Annotated in this window: 20 protein-coding genes; 9 read left to right on the plus strand and 11 right to left on the minus strand. The window is 66.6% G+C overall.

Annotation, left to right across the window (positions count from 1 at the left end):
- The first annotated feature begins 39 nt into the window (after positions 1–39).
- Both GM672_RS20830 and GM672_RS20835 read left to right on the plus strand, forming a co-directional pair.
- Entirely contained in the window at positions 40–963 is a 924-nt protein-coding gene (locus GM672_RS20830; protein ID WP_155472454.1) for a LysR family transcriptional regulator, read from the plus strand.
- 464 nt (positions 964–1,427) lie between these two features.
- Positions 1,428–1,724 (plus strand): H-NS histone family protein, encoded by a 297-nt coding sequence (locus GM672_RS20835; protein ID WP_155472455.1) that lies wholly within the window; start codon positions 1,428–1,430, stop codon positions 1,722–1,724.
- A 182-nt stretch (positions 1,725–1,906) separates the two neighbouring features.
- Here GM672_RS20835 and GM672_RS20840 read toward each other — a convergent pair whose 3' ends face one another.
- The gene (locus tag GM672_RS20840) at positions 1,907–2,284 is read right to left on the minus strand and encodes a VOC family protein (protein ID WP_155472456.1); all 378 of its coding nucleotides are present in this window, start codon (positions 2,282–2,284) and stop codon (positions 1,907–1,909) included.
- Between the two features lie 97 nt (positions 2,285–2,381).
- Between GM672_RS20840 and GM672_RS20845 the strand changes: the two genes are divergently transcribed.
- Together GM672_RS20845 and GM672_RS20850 are read left to right on the plus strand one after the other, a co-directional pair.
- Positions 2,382–2,990, plus strand: a complete 609-nt coding sequence (locus GM672_RS20845) for an LON peptidase substrate-binding domain-containing protein (protein ID WP_155472457.1) — start codon at positions 2,382–2,384, stop codon at positions 2,988–2,990.
- A gap of 106 nt (positions 2,991–3,096) precedes the next feature.
- Complete coding sequence (locus tag GM672_RS20850; protein ID WP_155472458.1) at positions 3,097–3,723, plus strand: FMN-binding negative transcriptional regulator; 627 nt, start codon at positions 3,097–3,099, stop codon at positions 3,721–3,723.
- Here the strand turns inward: GM672_RS20850 and GM672_RS20855 are convergent.
- Positions 3,710–4,663, minus strand: coding sequence for a DMT family transporter (locus tag GM672_RS20855; RefSeq protein ID WP_155472459.1), 954 nt, complete (start codon positions 4,661–4,663; stop codon positions 3,710–3,712). The two genes, GM672_RS20850 and GM672_RS20855, sit on opposite strands and share 14 nt — an antisense overlap.
- A gap of 100 nt (positions 4,664–4,763) precedes the next feature.
- On the opposite strand from GM672_RS20855, the gene GM672_RS20860 reads away from it, so the two are divergent.
- On the plus strand, positions 4,764–6,104 hold the full coding sequence (locus GM672_RS20860; RefSeq protein ID WP_155472460.1) for an erythromycin esterase family protein: 1,341 nt from the start codon (positions 4,764–4,766) through the stop codon (positions 6,102–6,104).
- An 82-nt stretch (positions 6,105–6,186) separates the two neighbouring features.
- On the opposite strand, the gene GM672_RS29295 is transcribed toward GM672_RS20860, so the two are convergent.
- The 3 genes from GM672_RS29295 to GM672_RS20875 form a co-directional block, all read right to left on the minus strand.
- Positions 6,187–6,432, minus strand: coding sequence for a DUF1294 domain-containing protein (locus GM672_RS29295; protein WP_229427778.1), 246 nt, complete (start codon positions 6,430–6,432; stop codon positions 6,187–6,189).
- Positions 6,433–6,478: 46 nt separating this feature from the next.
- Positions 6,479–7,570: a tryptophan--tRNA ligase gene (trpS, locus tag GM672_RS20870; RefSeq protein ID WP_229417849.1), complete on the minus strand. Its 1,092-nt coding sequence runs from the start codon at positions 7,568–7,570 to the stop codon at positions 6,479–6,481.
- Positions 7,571–7,784: 214 nt separating this feature from the next.
- Positions 7,785–8,291 carry a YXWGXW repeat-containing protein gene (locus tag GM672_RS20875; RefSeq protein WP_155472462.1) on the minus strand — a complete coding sequence of 169 codons (507 nt, stop codon included), beginning with the start codon at positions 8,289–8,291 and terminating at the stop codon, positions 7,785–7,787.
- A gap of 191 nt (positions 8,292–8,482) precedes the next feature.
- On the opposite strand from GM672_RS20875, the gene GM672_RS20880 reads away from it, so the two are divergent.
- Positions 8,483–10,408 carry a CocE/NonD family hydrolase gene (locus GM672_RS20880; protein ID WP_155472463.1) on the plus strand — a complete coding sequence of 642 codons (1,926 nt, stop codon included), beginning with the start codon at positions 8,483–8,485 and terminating at the stop codon, positions 10,406–10,408.
- 89 nt (positions 10,409–10,497) lie between these two features.
- Here GM672_RS20880 and GM672_RS20885 read toward each other — a convergent pair whose 3' ends face one another.
- Positions 10,498–11,463, minus strand: coding sequence for an AraC family transcriptional regulator (locus GM672_RS20885; RefSeq protein ID WP_155472464.1), 966 nt, complete (start codon positions 11,461–11,463; stop codon positions 10,498–10,500).
- 160 nt (positions 11,464–11,623) lie between these two features.
- On the opposite strand from GM672_RS20885, the gene GM672_RS20890 reads away from it, so the two are divergent.
- On the plus strand, positions 11,624–12,325 hold the full coding sequence (locus tag GM672_RS20890) for an SDR family oxidoreductase (protein ID WP_155472465.1): 702 nt from the start codon (positions 11,624–11,626) through the stop codon (positions 12,323–12,325).
- On the opposite strand, the gene GM672_RS20895 is transcribed toward GM672_RS20890, so the two are convergent.
- A complete protein-coding gene (locus GM672_RS20895; protein WP_155472466.1) occupies positions 12,246–13,499 on the minus strand; it encodes an MFS transporter in 1,254 nt (417 codons plus the stop codon). The two genes, GM672_RS20890 and GM672_RS20895, sit on opposite strands and share 80 nt — an antisense overlap.
- 19 nt (positions 13,500–13,518) lie before the next feature.
- Entirely contained in the window at positions 13,519–14,166 is a 648-nt protein-coding gene (locus GM672_RS20900) for an HD domain-containing protein (protein WP_155472474.1), read from the minus strand.
- 218 nt (positions 14,167–14,384) lie between these two features.
- On the opposite strand from GM672_RS20900, the gene GM672_RS20905 reads away from it, so the two are divergent.
- Both GM672_RS20905 and GM672_RS20910 read left to right on the plus strand, forming a co-directional pair.
- Positions 14,385–14,861, plus strand: a complete 477-nt coding sequence (locus tag GM672_RS20905; protein WP_155472467.1) for a chemotaxis protein CheW — start codon at positions 14,385–14,387, stop codon at positions 14,859–14,861.
- 22 nt (positions 14,862–14,883) lie between these two features.
- Positions 14,884–16,464 carry a methyl-accepting chemotaxis protein gene (locus tag GM672_RS20910; RefSeq protein WP_155472468.1) on the plus strand — a complete coding sequence of 527 codons (1,581 nt, stop codon included), beginning with the start codon at positions 14,884–14,886 and terminating at the stop codon, positions 16,462–16,464.
- Between the two features lie 63 nt (positions 16,465–16,527).
- Here the strand turns inward: GM672_RS20910 and GM672_RS20915 are convergent, their stop codons facing one another.
- The 3 genes from GM672_RS20915 to GM672_RS20925 form a co-directional block, all read right to left on the minus strand.
- Positions 16,528–16,980, minus strand: coding sequence for a ribonuclease HI family protein (locus GM672_RS20915; protein WP_229417850.1), 453 nt, complete (start codon positions 16,978–16,980; stop codon positions 16,528–16,530).
- A gap of 53 nt (positions 16,981–17,033) precedes the next feature.
- On the minus strand, positions 17,034–17,444 hold the full coding sequence (locus tag GM672_RS20920) for a hypothetical protein (protein WP_155472470.1): 411 nt from the start codon (positions 17,442–17,444) through the stop codon (positions 17,034–17,036).
- Positions 17,445–17,630: 186 nt separating this feature from the next.
- The gene (locus GM672_RS20925) at positions 17,631–18,104 is read right to left on the minus strand and encodes a hypothetical protein (RefSeq protein WP_170300173.1); all 474 of its coding nucleotides are present in this window, start codon (positions 18,102–18,104) and stop codon (positions 17,631–17,633) included.
- Positions 18,105–18,289: the final 185 nt, after the last annotated feature.

Below are 18,289 nucleotides of genomic sequence, written 5' to 3' on the forward strand. Positions count from 1 at the left end.
ATCAGTCCGCCATCGCCTCGAACTCGCACCGGAGCCCCCATGAAAATCCCCCGCGGCACGCTGGAACAGTGGCAGGTCCTGCAGGCCATCGTCGAATGCGGCGGCTACGCCCAGGCCGCCGAGGCGCTGCACCGCAGCCAGTCCTCGGTCAGCTATATGGTGGCCAAGCTGCAGGAGCAGCTGGGGGTGGAGCTGCTGCAGATGGATGGGCGCCGCGCCCGGTTGACGTCGCAGGGCGAGCTGCTGCTGCGCCGCGCGCGCGAGCTGCTCGACCATGCGTTCGCACTGGAAGAGCTGGCGCTCAGCATGAATACGGGCTGGGAGGCCGAGCTGCGCTTCGCCGTCGACAGCCTGTTCCCCAGCGCGCTGCTGGTGGAAATCCTGCGCGAGTTCGAGCCGCTGGCCCGCCATACCCGGCTGCACCTGGAAGAAGTGATCCTGTCCGGCGCCGAGGACGTGCTGCTGGAAAAACGTGCCGACATCGTCATCGCCAACGGGGTACCGGCCGGCTTCCTGTCCGATCCCCTGATGGATATCGAATTCATCGCCGTGGCCCATCCGGCCCACCCGCTGCACGCGCTCGAACGCAGCCTGGGCGAGGACGACCTGACCCGCCACCTGCATATCGTCGTGCGCGATTCGGGCCACCTGAATCCGCGCGACGCGGGCTGGCTGGGCAGTACGCAGCGGTGGACCGTCACCAACCCCGTGACGCGGATGGAAATGATCTGCGGCGGCCTGGGCTTCGGCTGGCTGGCCCGCCACAAGATCGCCGACCAGCTCGAAACAGGCTCGCTGAAGGCACTGCCCCTGCGTTCGGGCCAGAAGCGGCGCATCTCGCTGGCGCTGGTGGTGGCCAATGCCGAGCGGCCCGGCCCCGCCGCCTGCCAGCTGGTATCGATCATCCGGTCCACCGTGGCCCGGCATGCGCGCAGTACGGCGGTCGGCTGCCCGGAGTTGTAGCCGGAACGGCTGGCGGCAATGCCGCCGGCCGCCGATCAAATCGGCCGGACATTATCCTGCCCCTTATTGCGCCGGTGCCGCCATGCCGCGCGCGCCATTCCCGCGCCATGTCCGCGTCATTCATCCGCACCGCTGCGCGCCCCCGTTCCCCATGTCGGATTACCGGCAGGCTAATTGCCGCGCCTGCGTTGGGGCAATACGAAAAGGGCCAGCTTACAAGCGGCTTGCGAGCGGCCGGCACGGCCAATCGGGTCTCGCCGCGGGGCCGCGTGACTTCCATCCGGAACGTCATCGGGGGGCGGGTCCGGCATAATCGGGAGTTGGATTTTATTCTCATCGAAAGGTTCCCCCGGATTCATTGCGAATAAATGTGGAATATCCGGTCGGTCTTATGGTAAATTGGCGGTACATTCAATTCTCACAGATTGTCACACCCCGGTTTTTCACGTTCAAAGGATATAGAGATGACGACCTACCAGGAATACCAGGCCAAGATCGCCGAATTGCAGAAGGCGGCCGAGACGGCACGCAAGAACGAAATCAACCAGGCCAAGGAACAAATTGCCAGCATCATGCGCGAATACGGCCTGACCCAGGCCGACCTGGGACCGGCCGTGAAAGCCGTCAAGCCCGTCAAGCCACGCGCCCCCGTGCCGATGAAATACCGTGACGACGCCACCGGCCAGACGTGGACCGGTCGCGGCCGCGCGCCGAAATGGCTGGAAGGTCGCAAAAAGGAAGACTTCCTGATCAAGCAGTAATCCGCTTGATCAGGGGGCAGCCGGCAGCTCCCCCTGCGTCCGGGGCGCACGGGGGGGTGCCGGTTGTGTCGGCAGATCGATTGCCGACGGGTTGCGGTACAACATGCGCCGCGCATTACGTTTTGCAATACAGTGGTATTGCAGACGCATCGCCAATTGTCGAATCCGGAATCGCGAACGGATCAACTGCCGACGATATTCAGGATATTTCCGTCGGGGTCCTTGATCCAGACGAGTTTCATCCCTTCGCCAATGTGTATGTCGCCTTGTAGCGACAGTCCCGGCATCTGGTAGTGTTCAAACGCGACGCCCTTTGCTTTCAAGGCTGCCGCAATCTCTTCGAGTTCGTCGCCCACTGCCCACGTTACCGCCGTGGCTTTATTGCTGCCCGCGAAATCCGAGCGGTACACGATAATCTGCGAACTCCCGCTCAGATAAGACAGCAATTCCTCACCCTCGTGTCCGCTTTCCTGCAGACCCAGGGTCTTTCCGTAGAATTCCCGCGCTGCCGCAATATCGCGCACCGCGATCGTGGCCATTGCTTCCGTATTTGCCAGCATCACATTCTCCCAGGGGTGGTGAGCGGCCAGCCTACCACGCTCCCGCGCCGTTGCCTCGGGAGCGGCAGCCGGCCGCGATTCGTGCGAAGATCGAACCATGATCCCTTTGTTCCCGCTCAATACCATCTTGTTCCCGGACGGCCAATTGGCGCTGCAGGTGTTCGAGGTGCGTTACCTGGACATGATTCGCCGCTGCATTGCCGCCGGCGAGGAATTCGGCGTCGTGCCGCTGGCCAAGGGCGACGAGGTGCGCAAGCCCGGCCAGCAGGAGGCGCTGGCCAGCGTCGGCACCCTGGCCCGCGTGGTCGAGTGGACGGCGCCGCTGCCCGGGCTGATGCAGATCACCTGCCTGGGCACCCAGCGCTTTCGCATCGAGGCGGCCGAGCAGCTGCCCCATGGCCTGTGGATGGCCGACATCACCCGGCTGCCCGACGACCTGACCATCCCCGTACCGTCCGAGCAGCAGGACGTGGCCAATGCGCTGGGCGCGCTGATCCGCACCCTGCAGCAGCGGGGCGTCGGCCCGGCGCAGATGCCGATGCATCCGCCGTACCGGCTCGACGAAAGCGGTTGGGTGGCGAACCGCTGGTGCGAGCTGCTGCAGCTGGAACTGTCGCAGAAGGAGCTGCTGCTGGCCCAGCAGAATCCCGTGCTGCGCCTGGAGCTGGTGCAGGATGCGCTGACGGACAACGGCCTGCTGAACTGAGCGGCGCGATCGGCGTCGCTGGCTCCATCGGTGCGGCCCGCCGTGGCGCTGTCGCGGGCCGCGCCGTGCCGCTAGACTGGACCTTCCATCGTTTGCGTCCGTCACCATGTACTGTCAACCCGTCTTTGCCGAGGAGCGCCGCGCCGTGCAGCATGCACTGATGCGCGCCCACCCGCTGGCCACCCTGATCGTGTCCACCGACGACGGCCCCAGCGCCGACCTGGTTCCCTTCCTGCTGTATCCCGACGAGGGCCCCTGCGGCACCTTGCGCGCCCACGTGGCCCGCGGCAATCCCCTGTGGCAGGCGCTGGCCGGCGGCGCCCGTTGCCTGGTGCAGTTCCAGGGCCCGCAGGCATACGTCAGCCCCAGCTGGTACGCCAGCAAGGCCATGAATCACAAGGTCGTGCCGACGTGGAATTACGCGGTGGTGCAGGCCCACGGCGTGGCGCGCGTGACGACGGATCCGGCGTGGCTGCTGCGCCAGCTGGGCGACCTGACGGCGGCGCAGGAAGGGCACATGCCGGCGCCGTGGCAGATCGGCGACACGCCGCCCGGCTTCGTCGACGGCCTGCTGCCGGCCCTGGTGGGCATCGAACTGCCGGTGGCGCGGCTGCAAGGCAAGTGGAAGGTGAGCCAGAACCGCTCCGACGTGGACCGCGCCGGCGTGGCGGCCGGCCTGGACGCGGAGGCGGCCCCGATGGCTGCCCTGGTGCGGGGCCTCAGGCCGGCGTGAGCGCGTCGGGCACGGCATGGGCGCGCACGGCCCACGTCACGCCCAGTACCAGCAGTGCGATGGCGGCCATTTCCAGCGGCCGGGGCCAGGCCTGGCGGTAGAGGAAGCCATACAGCAGGGCGAACAGCGTCTCGAACAGGATCAGCTGGCCCGACAAGGTGACGGGCACCTTGCGGCTGGCGACGTTCCACAGCTGGTTGCCGATCACGGAGGCGCCCAGCGCCAGCAGCCCGTTACAGATCCAGAACAGGCGCCAGTCGCGGCCCGTAGCGGCGGCGCCGGGGCCCGTGACGTCCTCGTGCCACAGCGCGAATGCGGCCGCGCCGATGACGAGGGCGATGGTGCCCGACATCAGCCCGTAGAGAGCCGACCACTCGCCGCTGGTGAAATGCGGGTTGGTCTTCAGGTAGCGGGCATTGTCGACGGCATACCAGGTCCAGCACAGCAGGGCGCCGGCGGCGCAGGCCACGCCCGCCAGGATGCGCAGCGGCGCGCCCCCTGCGCCTTGCGCGTGCAGGAACACGTCGGCATTGATGCAGGCGATGCCGGCGCCGACGATCAACAGCGGCATGGCCAGCTGGCGCAGCGGCACGGCGCCGGCGTCCTTGCGGCCCATCAGGGTCACGGTGATCGGCAGCACGCCGATGATCAGCGACGTGGGCGCCACGCCGGCCAGCCGCACGCCCAGTGCCAGCAGCATGTAATAGACGATATTGCCCGCCAGCGCGTGGCGCACCAGGGCCGTCATGTCCGACCGGTCCAGCCGCGCGGCCAGGCCGGAGAGCTTCGGCGCCAGCAGCACCATCGCCATCGCGCCATAGGCCGTGTAGCGGCCCACGGCCAGCTCCAGCGGCGTAAAGGCCGTCAGCAGTTCCGGCACGATGAACACCATGCCCCACATCGCGCCGGCCAGCAGCCCGCACAGTACGCCTTGCCACATATTGTTTCGCTTTCCTTCAAGTTGTTCCGGTTTCGAGTCCTGCGCCGATTTCTCCCCCCTTGCGCTATCGTTGACGTCAATCACATGGCGGGAGACCTGCATGACCGAGCAAGACATCATTGCCGCGCTGCGACGGCAGGCGCGGCCCCTGGAACAGGGCGAGGACTTCGATTTTCTGCTGGACTGCATCGGCGATGCGTCCATCGTGCTGCTGGGCGAAGCGACCCACGGCACGGGCGAATTCTACCGGCTGCGCGCGGAAATCAGCCGCCGGCTCATCGTCGACCGCGGCTTCGACGCCATCGTCGTCGAAGCCGACTGGCCAGATGCGCTGCGCGTGAGCCGCTACGTCCAGCACGGCGGCGACGACATGTCGGCCGAAGGCGCGCTGGGCGGCTTCAAGCGCTTTCCCCAGTGGATGTGGCGCAATCACGAGATCGTCGACCTGGTCAACTGGCTGCGCCTGCACAACGGCCACGTGGCCAGCCCGGCGCGCCGGGTCGGCTTCTACGGCATGGATCTATACAGCCTGGCCCAGTCGATGCACGCCGTGATCGACTACCTGGAACGGGCCGATCCGCCCGCGGCCGCGCGCGCGCGCCAGCGCTATGCCTGCATCGACCACATGGCCGAGGACCCGCAGCGCTACGGCTACGCCACCACGTTCGGCATGAAGGAAGACTGCGAGCGCGAAGTCGTGCGCCAGTTGACGGAGCTGACGCGCCAGGCCAACGCGCACCTGAAGGAGGGCAGCGGCCAGGTGCCGGACGAGCTGTTCTACGCACAGCAGAATGCCCGCGTGGCGCGCAACGCGGAGACCTACTACCGCTCGATGTTCCAGAGCCGCGACGAGTCGTGGAACGTGCGCGACTCGCACATGGCCGAAACGCTGGAGGCGCTGCGCGAACATATCGGCCAGCGCACCGGGCGGCCGGCGAAGGTGGTGGTGTGGGCGCACAACTCGCACCTGGGCGACGCGCGCGCCACGGAAATGGGCGGGCACGGCCAGCTGAACCTGGGCCAGCTGGTGCGCCAGCGCTACCGCCCCGAGGATACCTTCCTGCTGGGCTTTACGACGCATACGGGCACGGTGACGGCGGCCACCGACTGGGACGGCGTGGCCGAATTGAAGCAGGTGGTGCCGTCGCGGCACGACAGCATCGAGCGGCTGCTGCACGATGTCGGCGTGCCCCGGTTCCTGCTGCCGATCCGGGGGCAGGACAGCGTGCTGGCGCGGCTGCCAGGGCGCCGGCTGGAGCGGGCCATCGGTGTCATCTACCGCCCCGACACGGAGCGTCACAGCCATTATTTCGAGGCCGACGTGGCGCGCCAGTTCGACGCGCTGGTGCACGTGGACCGCAGCACGGCGCTGCAGCCGCTGGAACGCTCGGCGCTGTGGCCGCAGGACGAAGTGCCGGAGACGTATCCGTCCGGGCTGTAGCCGCGGGGCGCGGCCGGCGCCGGGCACGAGCGGGACGGCGCGGCCGGCGCCGGGAAAGAGCCGGACGGCGCGGCCGCCGCCGTCAAAGGATCAACACCAGCATGACGTTGGCGATGACGGACAGCCAGAACCAGGCCTGGAACGAGGCCTTGACGGTCTTGTGGCGCAACCGGCGCTGCGCCAGCAGGCCGCCCGGCCAGCCGCCCACGACGCCCAGGAGCAGCAAGGTGCGTTCGGGCGTGCGGCGCCGGCCCTGGCGGGCCGCCGACTTGTCGCGGGCGTAGGCCACGTAGCACGCGGCACTGGCCAGCAGGTACCAGCCCAGCACGACGGCCAGCAGGGTGCCTGTCAGCGCCTCGTCGAAAACAAAGGGATCAGAAATAGCGCAGTCCCAGTGCGGCCTTGACTTCGTCCGCCGTCTGCGCCGCCACTTCGCGGGCGCGCATCGTGCCTTCCTTGAGCAGCTGCATGACGTAGCCCTTGTCCTTGGCATACTCCTCGCGGCGCGCGCGCACCGGCGCCAGCATCTCCTGCAGCACCGCTTCCAGGCGCTTCTTGACGATCGAGTCGCCCAGGCCGCCGCGCGTGTAGTGCGCCTTCATTTCCTCCAGCGCCGCCTTGTCCGTGTCGAAGGCATCGAGGTAGATGAAGGCGACATTGCCTTCCAGGTGGCCGGGGTCCGCCACGCGCAGGTGCAGCGGGTCCGTGTAGACCTTCTTCACGGCGGCTGTGATTTCGTCGGCGCTGGCGCCCAGGTTGATGGTATTGCCCAGCGACTTGCTCATCTTGGCCTTGCCGTCGATGCCCGGCAGGCGGCCGATTTCCGGCACCAGGGCCTTGCACTCGACCAGCACGTCGCGGTTGGCCAGGCGGTTGAAGCGGCGCACGATCTCGTTGGTCTGCTCGATCATCGGAATCTGGTCTTCGCCCACCGGCACGATCGAGGCCTTGAAGGCCGAGATGTCGGCCGCCTGCGACGCCGGGTAGGTCAGGAAGCCGGCGGGGATGTCGCGCTCGAAGCCGCGCAGCACGATTTCGGCCTTGACGGTGGGATTGCGCTCCAGGCGGGCCACGGTGACCATGTTCAGGTAATAGAAGGTCAGTTCGGCCAGTTCCGGGATCTGCGACTGGATCAGGATGGTGGACTTGGCCGGGTCGATGCCGACGGCCAGGTAGTCCAGCGCCACTTCGACGACGTTGCGGTGCACCTTGTTGGTGTCTTCCATATTGTCCGTCAGCGCCTGCGAGTCGGCCAACATGATGTACTGCTGGTATTGGTGCTGGTACTCGACGCGGTTGCGCAGGCTGCCAACGTAGTGACCCAGGTGCAGCGGGCCGGTGGGGCGGTCGCCCGTCAGGATGACGGCGGGACGGCCGGACGGCTCGATGGTCCTGGTGGTGGCGCTGGCGTCGGCCTGGTCGGATTGGGTGGCCTGGTCGGCGGCGTGCTGGTCTTGCTGGCTCATAGGGCTTCGGTTCCGGGTGGCCCCGGCCAGGCTGCGCCATGAGAAACGCCACCTGGCAGAGGCGGCGTTGATATTGAAATCACATCACTTTGCAGTGGCCGCGCGCTGTGAGCGGCGCCACCAGAAAAACACACAGCGATGGGATTGATGAAAATTCATGCCGGTATGATTTCAGTTTGGCGCCGCCCTGTCAAGCCGGGGCGGTGCCAGGCGGTCAGCGGCGGTTCGGATTGTCGGGCCGGTCGTCGTGGCGGTTCGGCACGCCGTCGCCATCGCGGTCGCGGTCGACCCGGTTCGGCACGCCGTCGCGGTCGCGGTCGCGCTGCCGGTCGTTCTGCTGCAGATGGTTCGGGATGCCGTCGCCATTGCGGTCGCGGTCGACGCGGTTCGGAATGCCGTCGCCATCGCGGTCGCCATCGCCACGGCGCCATTCGGCGCGGGAGAATTCCCAGCGGCCGTCGCGCTCATGCCAGGCCGGCGCATTGTAATGGTAGCCGGCGCGGGCCCTGACGTACTGGCCCTTGTGCCACACGTGGCGGCGGCCGTTCCAGTCCCAGTAGCCCGGGGTCCACACATACCCGCGGCGGGCGGCCGGCACGTGTTCATGACGCGGCTCCGGCGGCGCCTTGCGCACGACGATGACGTCGGCGCTGGCAGTCAGCGGCACGGCGACGGTTCCCACGGAAGCGGCCAGCATGGCGGCAATCAGCAGTTTCTTCATGATGTACTCCTTGTTTCGGTGTGTGTGAAGCCATTATTGACCTGCACTTGTTACAGGGATGTGCACGCACCCGATTAGCTTGTAAGCAGTTGTTTCGTTTCCCTTGGTGTATCGGTCTCGTTGCCCTTCTTGCAAGTGCGTTGTAGTATTGCCCATTCTTGTATTTGCCATTCTTCCCACGAGAGAGCTCCATGCGCCTGCGCCGTTCGAGTATTGCCCTGGTCTGTTCCCTGTTTTCCGCCCTTGCGGGCGCGCAGACGCCGCCGATGGCGCCCGATATCGGCGCGAAGTTCGAGTCGCCCGTCGACGCGGCGGACTACGTCAAGCGCGTCGTCATGATTCCCATGCGAGACGGCGTCAAGCTGCACACGATCATCGTCGTGCCGAAGGGCGCCAAGGGTGCGCCGATCCTGCTGACGCGCACGCCGTACAACGCGGCCGGGCGCACTTCGCGCAACGTCAGCCCCAGCATGCTGTCGATCCTGCCGCACGGCGACGAGACGGCCGTGCAGGGCGGCTATATCCGCGTTTTCCAGGACGTGCGCGGCAAGTACGGCTCCGAAGGCGACTACGTGATGACGCGGCCCCTGAAGGGACCGTTGAACAAGACCAGGACGGATCACGCGACGGACGCGTGGGACACAATCGAGTGGCTGGTCAAGAACGTCGGCGAAAGCAACGGCAAGGTCGGCATGCTCGGTTCCTCCTACGAAGGCTTCACGGTGCTGATGGCGCTGGCCGACCCGCACCCGGCCCTGAAGGTGGCCGTGCCCATGAGCCCCATGGTGGACGGCTGGCGCGGCGACGACTTCTTCCACAACGGCGCCTTCCGCGTCAACACCTTGCACTACCTGGCCAGCCAGACGACGGCGCGCGGCAGCGGCGCCAGCCTGGCCACCGGCGTCTACGACGACTACGACAGCGTGCTGCGGGCTGGCTCGGTGGCCAACTACGCGAAGCAGTTTAGCCTGGACAAGCTGACGTTCACGAAGAAGCTGTTCGAACACCCGGCGTACGACGACTGGTGGCAGGGGCAGGCGCTGGACCGCATCCTCGCCACCCGTGAGCTGAAGGTGCCGACGATGATGGTGGTGGGGCAGTGGGACCAGGAAGACATCTACGGTGCCTACGTCACCTACGCGGCGATGGAAAAGCATGACAAGGACAACCGCCGCAACCACCTGGTGATCGGGCCATGGCGCCACAGCGGCGTCAACTACGACGGCTCCAGCCTGGGTGCGCTGAAATTCACGGGCGACACGGCGCTGGAGTTCCGGCGCGACACGATGCAGCCCTTCCTCGACCAGTACCTGAAGGACGGTGCGCCGCAGGCCGATACGCCGCCCGTGCTGTCCTACCAGACCGGCACGAACCGCTGGCAGCGGCTGCAGCGCTGGCCGCTGTCCTGCGCCACGAGCTGCCCTGCCGCCAGCAGGAGCGCCTACCTGAAGGACGGCTGGCGCCTCGACTTCACGCCGCCCGCCGCCGCGGACCGGGCGCAATACGACGAGTACGTGGCCGATCCGGCCCGCCCGGTGCCGTTCGTGCCGCGCCCCGTGCGCATGAGCGATCGCGAGGTATGGCAGCCCTGGCTGGTGCAGGACCAGCGCTTCGTGACGGACCGGCCGGACGTGCTCAGTTACGTCTCCGCGCCGCTCACGGCGCCCATGCAGCTGTCCGGCGCGCCCGTCGTCAACCTGTTCGCGTCGACGACGGGTCAGGACGCCGACTGGGTCGTGAAAGTCATCGACGTCTATCCGGACGAGGTGCCGGGCCAGCCCGCGCTGGGGGGCTTCCACCTGCCGCTGTCGATGGACATCTTCCGGGGCCGCTACCGCAACAGCCTGTCCGCGCCGGAACCGGTGACGCCGGGGAAGATCGAACGCTACCGCTTCGAGCTGCCCAACGTGAACCACGTCATCCGCCCCGGCCACCGCGTGATGGTACAGATCCAGTCCAGCTGGTTCCCCCTGTACGACCGCAACCCGCAATCCTGGGTGCCGAACATCTTCCACGCCAAGGCCACCGACTACATCAAGGCCACCCAACGCATCTACCACACGGTTGACGCCGCCAGCGCCGTCGAACTACCGGTCGTCGACGCCGCCGCCAACTGACCCAGCCACGGTTCAGCCCGTGTCCACCTTGGGGTCAGACCCCGACACGGACACGAGCTCAGCCACGGATGAGCAGATGTGTCCGCATATTACTGTGCGCTGACGTAACGTCCCGGCTGGGCGCCGGGCGACTGGGCCAGCAGGCTGCGCATCTGGCGCGCTTCTTCCAGCGGGGTGCGGCCGAAGAAGCGCTTGAACTCGCGCGAGAACTGGGACGTGCTTTCGTAGCCGACCCGGCCCGACGCGCCGGCGGCGGACAGGCCGTCCTGCACCATCAACAGGCGCGCCTTGTGCAACCGCGTCGTCTTCAGGTACTGGATGGGCGACGTCATCGTCACGGCCTTGAAGCTGGCGTGGAAGGCGGCCACGCTCATGCCCGCCTCGCCGGCGAGCGTGGCGACGTCGATGGCCGTGTGGTAGTGCGCATGGATGCGGCGCAGCGCCTTGCCGATCTTGCCGAACTGGCTCTGGTGCGCCAGTGCCGCGCGCAGCGCACCCCCCTGGTCGCCCGTCAGCACGCGGAACAGGATCTCGCGGCGGATGGCGGGCGCCAGCAACTGCGTCTCCAGCGGTGAATTCAACGCTTCCAGCAGGCGCAGCACGGCGTCGCCCAGTGCGTCGTCCAGCGGCGACGCCATGATGCCGCGCGGCGCCGCCGGTGCCTCGGCCTGGGGCCGGGCCTGGTCGACGGCCAGCGCCAGTTCGGCCGCCATCTGCAGGTCGATGCCGATGGAGATGGCCAGCATTGGTTCGGCCTCGCTGGCCCGTACCGTCTCGCCTTCGAACGGCAGCGGCACCGACAGCACGAGGAACTGCTGCGCGTGATAGTCGAACGAAGAGTCGCCCAGCCAGCCCCGCTTGTGGCCCTGGCAGACGATGACGATGCACGGCTCGTACAGCACGGGTGCACGCACCGACGTGCGGTTGGTGCGCATGAACTTCACGCCCGGCAGGCCGCACAGCGTGTAGCCTTCGTTCGGCGCCAGGGTACTCAAATGCCGCACCATGCGCGCCTGCCGCGCCAGTGCCCCAGGTGACATCTGCAACGTCGCCATTTTTTTCACTCCGGTCAGAATCCGGCAGTCATTATCACCGCAAAACGCGCCATCGGGCGCCGGGGCTGGAGGATCAGGCAATCTTCTTCCATCAATGCGCAACTCCGCCACGGCGCCACCGCCTACACTGCCTGCATCGACCATTCCATCGAAAGCCACCATGCGCCATGCCACCAAACGCAAAATCGTCCTGATCACGGGTGCCAGCGGCGCCATCGGCGCGGCCACGGCGCGCGTGCTGGCGGCCGCCGGCCATCACGTGGTGTTGGGAGCGCGCCGGATCGACCGCCTGCAGGCCCTCGTGGCCGAGCTCCGCGCCGCCGGCGGCAGCGCCGCATGCCGGACCGTGGACGTGACGGATGCCGACGATTTCCAGTCTTTCGTGCTGGCCGCACATGCCCGCCACGGCAGAGTCGACGTCCTCGTCAACGGGGCCGGCGCGATGCCGCTGTCGCGGATGGAAGCGTTGAAGCTCAAGGAGTGGGACCGGATGATCGACGTGAACCTGCGCGGCGTGCTGTATGGCGTCGCCGCCGTGCTGCCGCTGATGCAAGTGGCGCGGGGCGGCCGGATCATCAACCTGGTCCAATGCGAAGGGATGGCCGGTGGCGCCGTGCTTGACGCCACCGGCAGTGCGGTCAGGACGCTGTCGGCGGGCCTGCGCCGCGAAGTGGGTGACGATATCGGCGTTACCGTGATCGACCCGTCCGGCGCGGCCGACACCGTGGTGCGGGCCATCGCGGACGCCATCGGCCCGCTGCCGCCTGTCGGGCCTTCTTTCCCTAGGCTTTCATCGCCACATGACGGTGGCGGAAGTAGCGCCAGGCCACGAAGATGGCCGCAGCCTGCATTGCCGCGCTGACGAAGAAGGTGGCGCCGATGCGCCAGTCGTTCGCCGGCAGGTGGCTCACTTCGCCCAGCAGCACGCCGCCGACCAGCGGCATGACGATGACACCGGCGCTGCCGATGGACTGCAAGGAGCCCATCAACTCGCCCTGGCTCTCGGCCGGCGTGGCCTTCGAGATGATGCCCTGCAGGGCCGGGCCCGCCGCGAAGGCCAGCAGGTTACACAGGATGAAGACGTACATCATCCAGCCTTCAGTGGCGATGCCGTACAGGATATAGGTAATGCACCCCGAGGTCAGGCCGAGCAGCGACAGGCGCACTTCGCCGAAGCGCCGGATCAGCACCCCCAGGAGGCCCGCCTGCACGACGGCGGCGGCCAGCCCCACGCAGAACAGGGCGATGCCGTTCTGCGCGGGCGACCAGCCGAAGCGAAAGTGCGTGTACAGCACCCAGGTCGAATGCAGCATCATCTGGCCCATCGTGACGAGGGTGTAGACGATGACGAGGCCGCGGATGTCCTGGCGCCGGGCCAGCTTCATCAGCCCCGCCATCGGATTGACGCGAGTCAGCTTGAACTTGCCGCGCCGCGATTCGGGCAGCGATTCGGGCACGTAGAACCAGCCGTAGACGAAGTTCGCGGCCGACAGTATGGCCGCCACGTAGAACGGCAGGTGCAGGTCGATGCCACCCAACAGGCCGCCCAGCATGGGCCCGGCGATGAAGCCCAGGCCGAAGGCGGCACCGATCTTGCCGAAGCTCCTGGCGCGGTTGTCGTGGGTGGAGATGTCCGACGCATAGGCCGAAGCCACCGACATGCTGGCCGAAGACATGCCGCCGATGACGCGGCCGATGAACAGGCACGCCAGGTTGGGCGCCCAGGCCGTGGCCAGGAAGTTCAGACTCATGCCCGCCATCGAATACAGCAGGACGGGGCGGCGACCCACCCGGTCGCTGATGGCGCCCAGCATGGGCATGAAGATGAACTGCATCAGGCCGAAGGTAGCGCCGAGGGTGCCGTACCACATGGTCTGCTGCTCCCTGGCCGTCACGAACTCACCCACCAGGATCGGCAGCACGGGCACGATCAGGCCGATGCCCAGCATGTCGATGAAGACGCAGACCAGAACGAAATTGAGCTTGCCCGGCGAAACGGCGTCGGCCACTTGCGGCAGGGGACGGTGATCGTTCATGGCCGGCGTCCGGTGGGAGCTAGGTGCCGGACCAGTCGGCGATGAAGCTGGCGCGGAAGGCTTCCAGCTGTACCAGCCGCGCTTGGGCAACCCGGCGTCCGGCGGCAGTGCGCATCATGCCGGGCAGGGTGGCCAGCTTGACGGCGATATGGTCGAGCGAATAGGCCCGGTCGTCCAGCGTGCGCGACAGGCCGGCCGGATCGCTGTCGTGGGCCAGCTTGCTGCCCATGCGGCCGGCCGTGTAGAACATGCGGGCCAGGCCGATGGGGCCCAGCGCGTCGAGGCGGTCGGCATCCTGCACGATGCGTGCTTCGATGGTTTCCGGCGCCAAGCCAGCCGAAAAGCTGTGCGTCTCGATGGCGTGCATCACGCCGGGCAGCAGGTCGGCGGGAAAATCGAGGGCTGCCAGTTCGCGCCTGGCCAGCTGCGCCGCCTGGCGTGAAGCAAGGTGGCGCTCCGGGTGATTCTTTGGCAGGTTGACCAGGTCGTGCAGGTAGCAGGCGGCCAGCACGATCAGCGCATTCGCCTCGGCATGCTCGGCCAGCAGCTGCGCGGCATTGCGCCAGACCCGGTGCAGGTGATTCACATCGTGGGCGCCGTCGTCGCCGGCCGCGGCGGCGGCCAGGGCCACGAGGCGGGGTTGCCAGGATTGCAGCGCGCCATCCATTTTTTGCGTTTGCGTCATCGTTTATTGTTGGTCAAGGCAGTCGTGCATTGTGCCACGAATGGCACACATCCCGTAACGGCAAGACAATTCTCGGTGTTTCCATGTGGAATTTTTATCGCCAAATATCTTGGCTTGCGGTAACATCCACGTTCATTCACCAATAGACTTCCGGTCGCGCCGGGGGTCATGCCACCCGCCGGGTGCGCCAAAGGAAGCCCATGTCCACACCTGAAAACAGCACCATGCCCGCCGAATACCTCGCCTTCACCCTGGGCAAGGAAGAATACGGCATCGATATCCAGAAGGTCAGCGAGATCCGAAACTACGAAAGCCCGACCCGCATCGCCAATGCGCCGGAATTCGTCAAGGGCGTGCTGAACCTGCGCGGCATCATCGTGCCCATCGTCGACATGCGCATCCGCTTCTCGCTGGGCACGCCGGAATACGGCCCCTTCACCGTCGTCATCATCCTCAATATCGGCAACCGCGTCGTCGGCATGGTGGTCGATGCCGTGTCGGACGTGACGACCCTGCTGCCCGAGCAGATCAAGGCCACGCCGGACATGGGTTCGACCATCAACACCGAGCATATCGTCGGCCTGGGCACCATCGACGAGCGCATGCTGATCCTGGTCGACATCGACCGCCTGATGTCGAGCGAGGACATGGGCCTGATCGAACGCATCGCGGCCTGATCCGCACGCCAAGGCCACGCACATGAAATTTTTCGACAATATCGCCATCGGCAGGCGGCTTGCGCTGGGCTTTGCCGTCACCATCCTGCTCGGCATCCTGATTGCCGCCATCGCCATCTGGCGCATGAACGACGTGTCGCAGGCCACCCACGCGATGATGGATTCGCCGCTGGCGAAGGAACGCATGCTGAGCGACTGGTACAGCAAGATCGACAGCGCCGTGCGCCGCACGTCGGCCATCGCCAAATCCAGCGACCCGTCGCTGGCGGCGTATTTCGCCGACGAGTCGAAGGCTTCGTCGGCCATCTCGGCCGACCTGCAGAAAAAGATCGAGGCGCTGCTGGTGGCCGACGACGAGAAGGCCCTGTTCGCCCGCATCAGCGAGCAGCGCAAGCAGTACCTGTCCAGCCGCGACCAGGTGGCCAAGCTGAAGGCCGCCGGAGACCTCGACCAGGCATCGAAAATATTCGAAGGCACCTTCGTGCCCGTCGCCGGGAAATACCAGTCGATGATCCGCGACCTGCTCGACATGCAGCGCGCACGCATCGATGCGATGGCGGCCGAGATCGACACGATCGGTGCACGCAGCCGCAACATCATCGTCGTCCTGGCTGTGCTGGTGGTGGCGCTGGGTGCCATCAGCGCGTGGGTGCTGACCACCGGTATCACGGGCCCGCTGCGCGAAGCGGTGGCAGCGGCCGGCCGCGTCGCCAGCGGCGACCTGACCGGCAAGATCGAAGCGGGCTCCCGCGACGAAACGGGTCAGCTGTTGCAGGCGCTGGGCGCGATGAACCAGTCGCTGTTCGATATCGTCACCCAGGTGCGCAGCGGCACCGACAATATCAAGGTTGCCTCGGCCGAAATCGCCGCCGGCAACCACGACCTGTCGGCCCGCACCGAGCAGCAGGCCGGCGCGCTGGAAGAAACGGCATCGTCGATGGAAGAACTGACGTCGACCGTGCGCACCAACGCCGACAGCGCGCGCCAGGCCAACCAGATGGCGGCCGACGCGGCCGGCGCCGCGGCCCGCGGCGGCGACGTCGTAGCCCAGGTGGTGGGCCGGATGAATTCGATCGACGCTTCGTCGCGCAAGATCGTCGACATCATCGGCGTCATCGACGGCATCGCCTTCCAGACCAATATCCTGGCATTGAACGCGGCCGTGGAAGCGGCCAGGGCCGGTGAACAGGGACGGGGCTTTGCCGTCGTCGCCTCCGAAGTGCGCAACCTGGCGCAGCGCTCGGCCGCCGCCGCCCGCGAGATCAAGGACCTGATCGGCGCCTCCGTGTCGGAGGTGGCCGAAGGCAGCCGCCTGGTGGCGCAGGCCGGATCGACGATGGAGGAAATCGTCGCCAGCGTGCACCGCGTCAGCGGCGTTATCGGCGAAATCACGGCCGCCAGCACGGAGCAGAGCGCCGGCATCGAGGAAGTCAACCAGGCCATCACGCAGATGGACAGCGTCACGCAGCAGAACGCCGCCCTGGTCGAGGAATCGGCCGCCGCCGCCGAATCGATGCAGCAGCAGGCCAATGCGCTGGCTGATGTGGTCAGCGTGTTCCGCACCGGTGCCGCACCGGCGACGCGTGCTGTGGCACTGAACTAGGAATTGTTGCTGTAAAAATGGGGACAGACCCCATTTTTGCAGCAACTTTTACACCGTCGTCCGCTACACCGCGTCCAGCGCCTGCTGCGACAAACGGTCCGCCTCGCCATTGCGGTGCCGCGGCACCCACCGCACCGCCACGTTCCCAAGCACCGCCACCAGGGCCAGCGCAGCTGCGCGGTGGTGCTCCAGCCCCCGGGCACCGGCGCCCGCCGCCAGCAGCATGTCATGTACCACGACCTGGCTGTCGCCATACACCACCAATTCCGTCACGCCCCGCCGCGCCGCGTCCTCCAGCAGTGCGATCAGGGCCAGGTATTCGGCGTCGCCGCTGCTGCCGTCGCCGGCGCGCCGGCTCGTTTCACTGCGCTCACCCGCAGGTCCCAGCAGCAGCGCGCCGATGCCGATGCGGCCCGGGTTCGGCGTGGCCGAGCCGTCGAACCAGCCGTGCCACAGCAGGGGCGAGGGCGGTACGGGCTGGCGGGCCAGCTTGGCGGCAGCGGCCAGGGCCTGCATGGCGGCTTTCCGGGGAAAGTGCGTCGGTAGGTTCGTGCTCATGGATCGGCCGCTTAATACAGCCACGTCACGTGAAACCAGCCGGCCAGGCGTTCGGCAAAGGTAAACCAGGCAACGGGAAACGTGGCAGCGGCCAAAAAGCATGCGGCAGCGCGGACGCCGTCGGCCGGTTTGTCAAGCCTCGCGAAGCGCCCCTGCCACAGTATGCCCGCCAGCCCAAGGCCGCCACCGGCGACGACGGCGAGGATCAAGGCAAAAGCGCCGGCCGGCACGGCCCGGTGGGCGACGGCGCCGAAGGCGGCCAGCATGATGGCGCTGCTCAGCGCAACGCCCATGCCGAGCAGGCGGGCGACGGCGCCAAGGCACGCCGGGGCTCGGGACGCGGCGCGAATGCCGGTGCTGGCACCCAGCCAGCCGAAGCCGCACAGCATGGCAAATAACAGGGGCAGCAAGATCAATCCCAACTTCACTTCCTCATGACGATTCCAGGCGACAGGCCCGGCGGCCCGGCATGGCACTGTACACGATGGTGGAACCGGGTGAGAAGCTTTGCAATCCCCGGCGATCAAGGCAAGGCGCCCCGGTCCATGCGCCTGCAGGCCGAACCCGTATGGGTCGCACCTGCAACGTGCAAGCTCGCTTGCAACGGATCAGTCGTCCAAGGTATCTTCCGGCTCCGGCCGCAAACCGAACACATCGACAGCTTGTTCGAACAGATCGGCGTCGATATCGGCGTGGTCAGTGATCAGGGACGCGAAAAAGGCGTAGACATCCGAGTCAGTCGCAATCCACTTGATCTGCTTGTTTGCCACGGCGGCGGCAATCAAGCACTCCGCGTCCTGGTCGGTCAGCGTGTCCTTGAATGCCGCCAAGTGCGCTATCGCAGCATGTGTGCTGGCAAAGCTGGCGCTATTGATGAGCGATTGGATGGCTTCCTCCTTCGCCGGGTCGAATGGTTTTGGTGTGGAATCGCTGGCCACATCGATCGGTACGTGCGATTCGGCGTCGGCGCCGACGGGATCCACCAGCGGCGCTGCCTTCACATCGTCGCCGGGCGCTTTCCCTCCGGCCTGGGATTTGTTGGCTTGATGGCGTTTCAAAAAAGAACGCAACTCAGGATACAAATGCAATCCGCCGCCTTTTTTTGGTTCTTCACGGATTGACGTGAAGGCGAGGCTGAAATGAGGAAAGCGGTGAAGAAGAGATAGACTTGTTGTGCGACCAACAGTTCTTAACTCAACCCACCGCTTTCATGGCAAATCATAATCTTGAGCTCCCGTTCTGGGAAGGCTTTTCCGTTACCTACATT

Origin of the sequence: Pseudoduganella buxea, assembly GCF_009720835.1 — a bacterium.
GTDB lineage: Bacteria > Pseudomonadota > Gammaproteobacteria > Burkholderiales > Burkholderiaceae_D > Rugamonas > Rugamonas buxea.

Coding starts and splice junctions, on each gene's coding strand:
- GM672_RS20830 (WP_155472454.1), top strand. CDS start 40: ATGAAAATCCCCCGCGGCACGCTGGAACAGTGGCAGGTCCTGCAGGCC.
- GM672_RS20835 (WP_155472455.1), top strand. CDS start 1,428: ATGACGACCTACCAGGAATACCAGGCCAAGATCGCCGAATTGCAGAAG.
- GM672_RS20840 (WP_155472456.1), bottom strand. CDS start 2,284: ATGCTGGCAAATACGGAAGCAATGGCCACGATCGCGGTGCGCGATATT.
- GM672_RS20845 (WP_155472457.1), top strand. CDS start 2,382: ATGATCCCTTTGTTCCCGCTCAATACCATCTTGTTCCCGGACGGCCAA.
- GM672_RS20850 (WP_155472458.1), top strand. CDS start 3,097: ATGTACTGTCAACCCGTCTTTGCCGAGGAGCGCCGCGCCGTGCAGCAT.
- GM672_RS20855 (WP_155472459.1), bottom strand. CDS start 4,663: ATGTGGCAAGGCGTACTGTGCGGGCTGCTGGCCGGCGCGATGTGGGGC.
- GM672_RS20860 (WP_155472460.1), top strand. CDS start 4,764: ATGACCGAGCAAGACATCATTGCCGCGCTGCGACGGCAGGCGCGGCCC.
- trpS (WP_229417849.1), bottom strand. CDS start 7,570: ATGAGCCAGCAAGACCAGCACGCCGCCGACCAGGCCACCCAATCCGAC.
- GM672_RS20875 (WP_155472462.1), bottom strand. CDS start 8,291: ATGAAGAAACTGCTGATTGCCGCCATGCTGGCCGCTTCCGTGGGAACC.
- GM672_RS20880 (WP_155472463.1), top strand. CDS start 8,483: ATGCGCCTGCGCCGTTCGAGTATTGCCCTGGTCTGTTCCCTGTTTTCC.
- GM672_RS20885 (WP_155472464.1), bottom strand. CDS start 11,463: ATGGCGACGTTGCAGATGTCACCTGGGGCACTGGCGCGGCAGGCGCGC.
- GM672_RS20890 (WP_155472465.1), top strand. CDS start 11,624: ATGCGCCATGCCACCAAACGCAAAATCGTCCTGATCACGGGTGCCAGC.
- GM672_RS20895 (WP_155472466.1), bottom strand. CDS start 13,499: ATGAACGATCACCGTCCCCTGCCGCAAGTGGCCGACGCCGTTTCGCCG.
- GM672_RS20900 (WP_155472474.1), bottom strand. CDS start 14,166: ATGGATGGCGCGCTGCAATCCTGGCAACCCCGCCTCGTGGCCCTGGCC.
- GM672_RS20905 (WP_155472467.1), top strand. CDS start 14,385: ATGTCCACACCTGAAAACAGCACCATGCCCGCCGAATACCTCGCCTTC.
- GM672_RS20910 (WP_155472468.1), top strand. CDS start 14,884: ATGAAATTTTTCGACAATATCGCCATCGGCAGGCGGCTTGCGCTGGGC.
- GM672_RS20915 (WP_229417850.1), bottom strand. CDS start 16,980: ATGCAGGCCCTGGCCGCTGCCGCCAAGCTGGCCCGCCAGCCCGTACCG.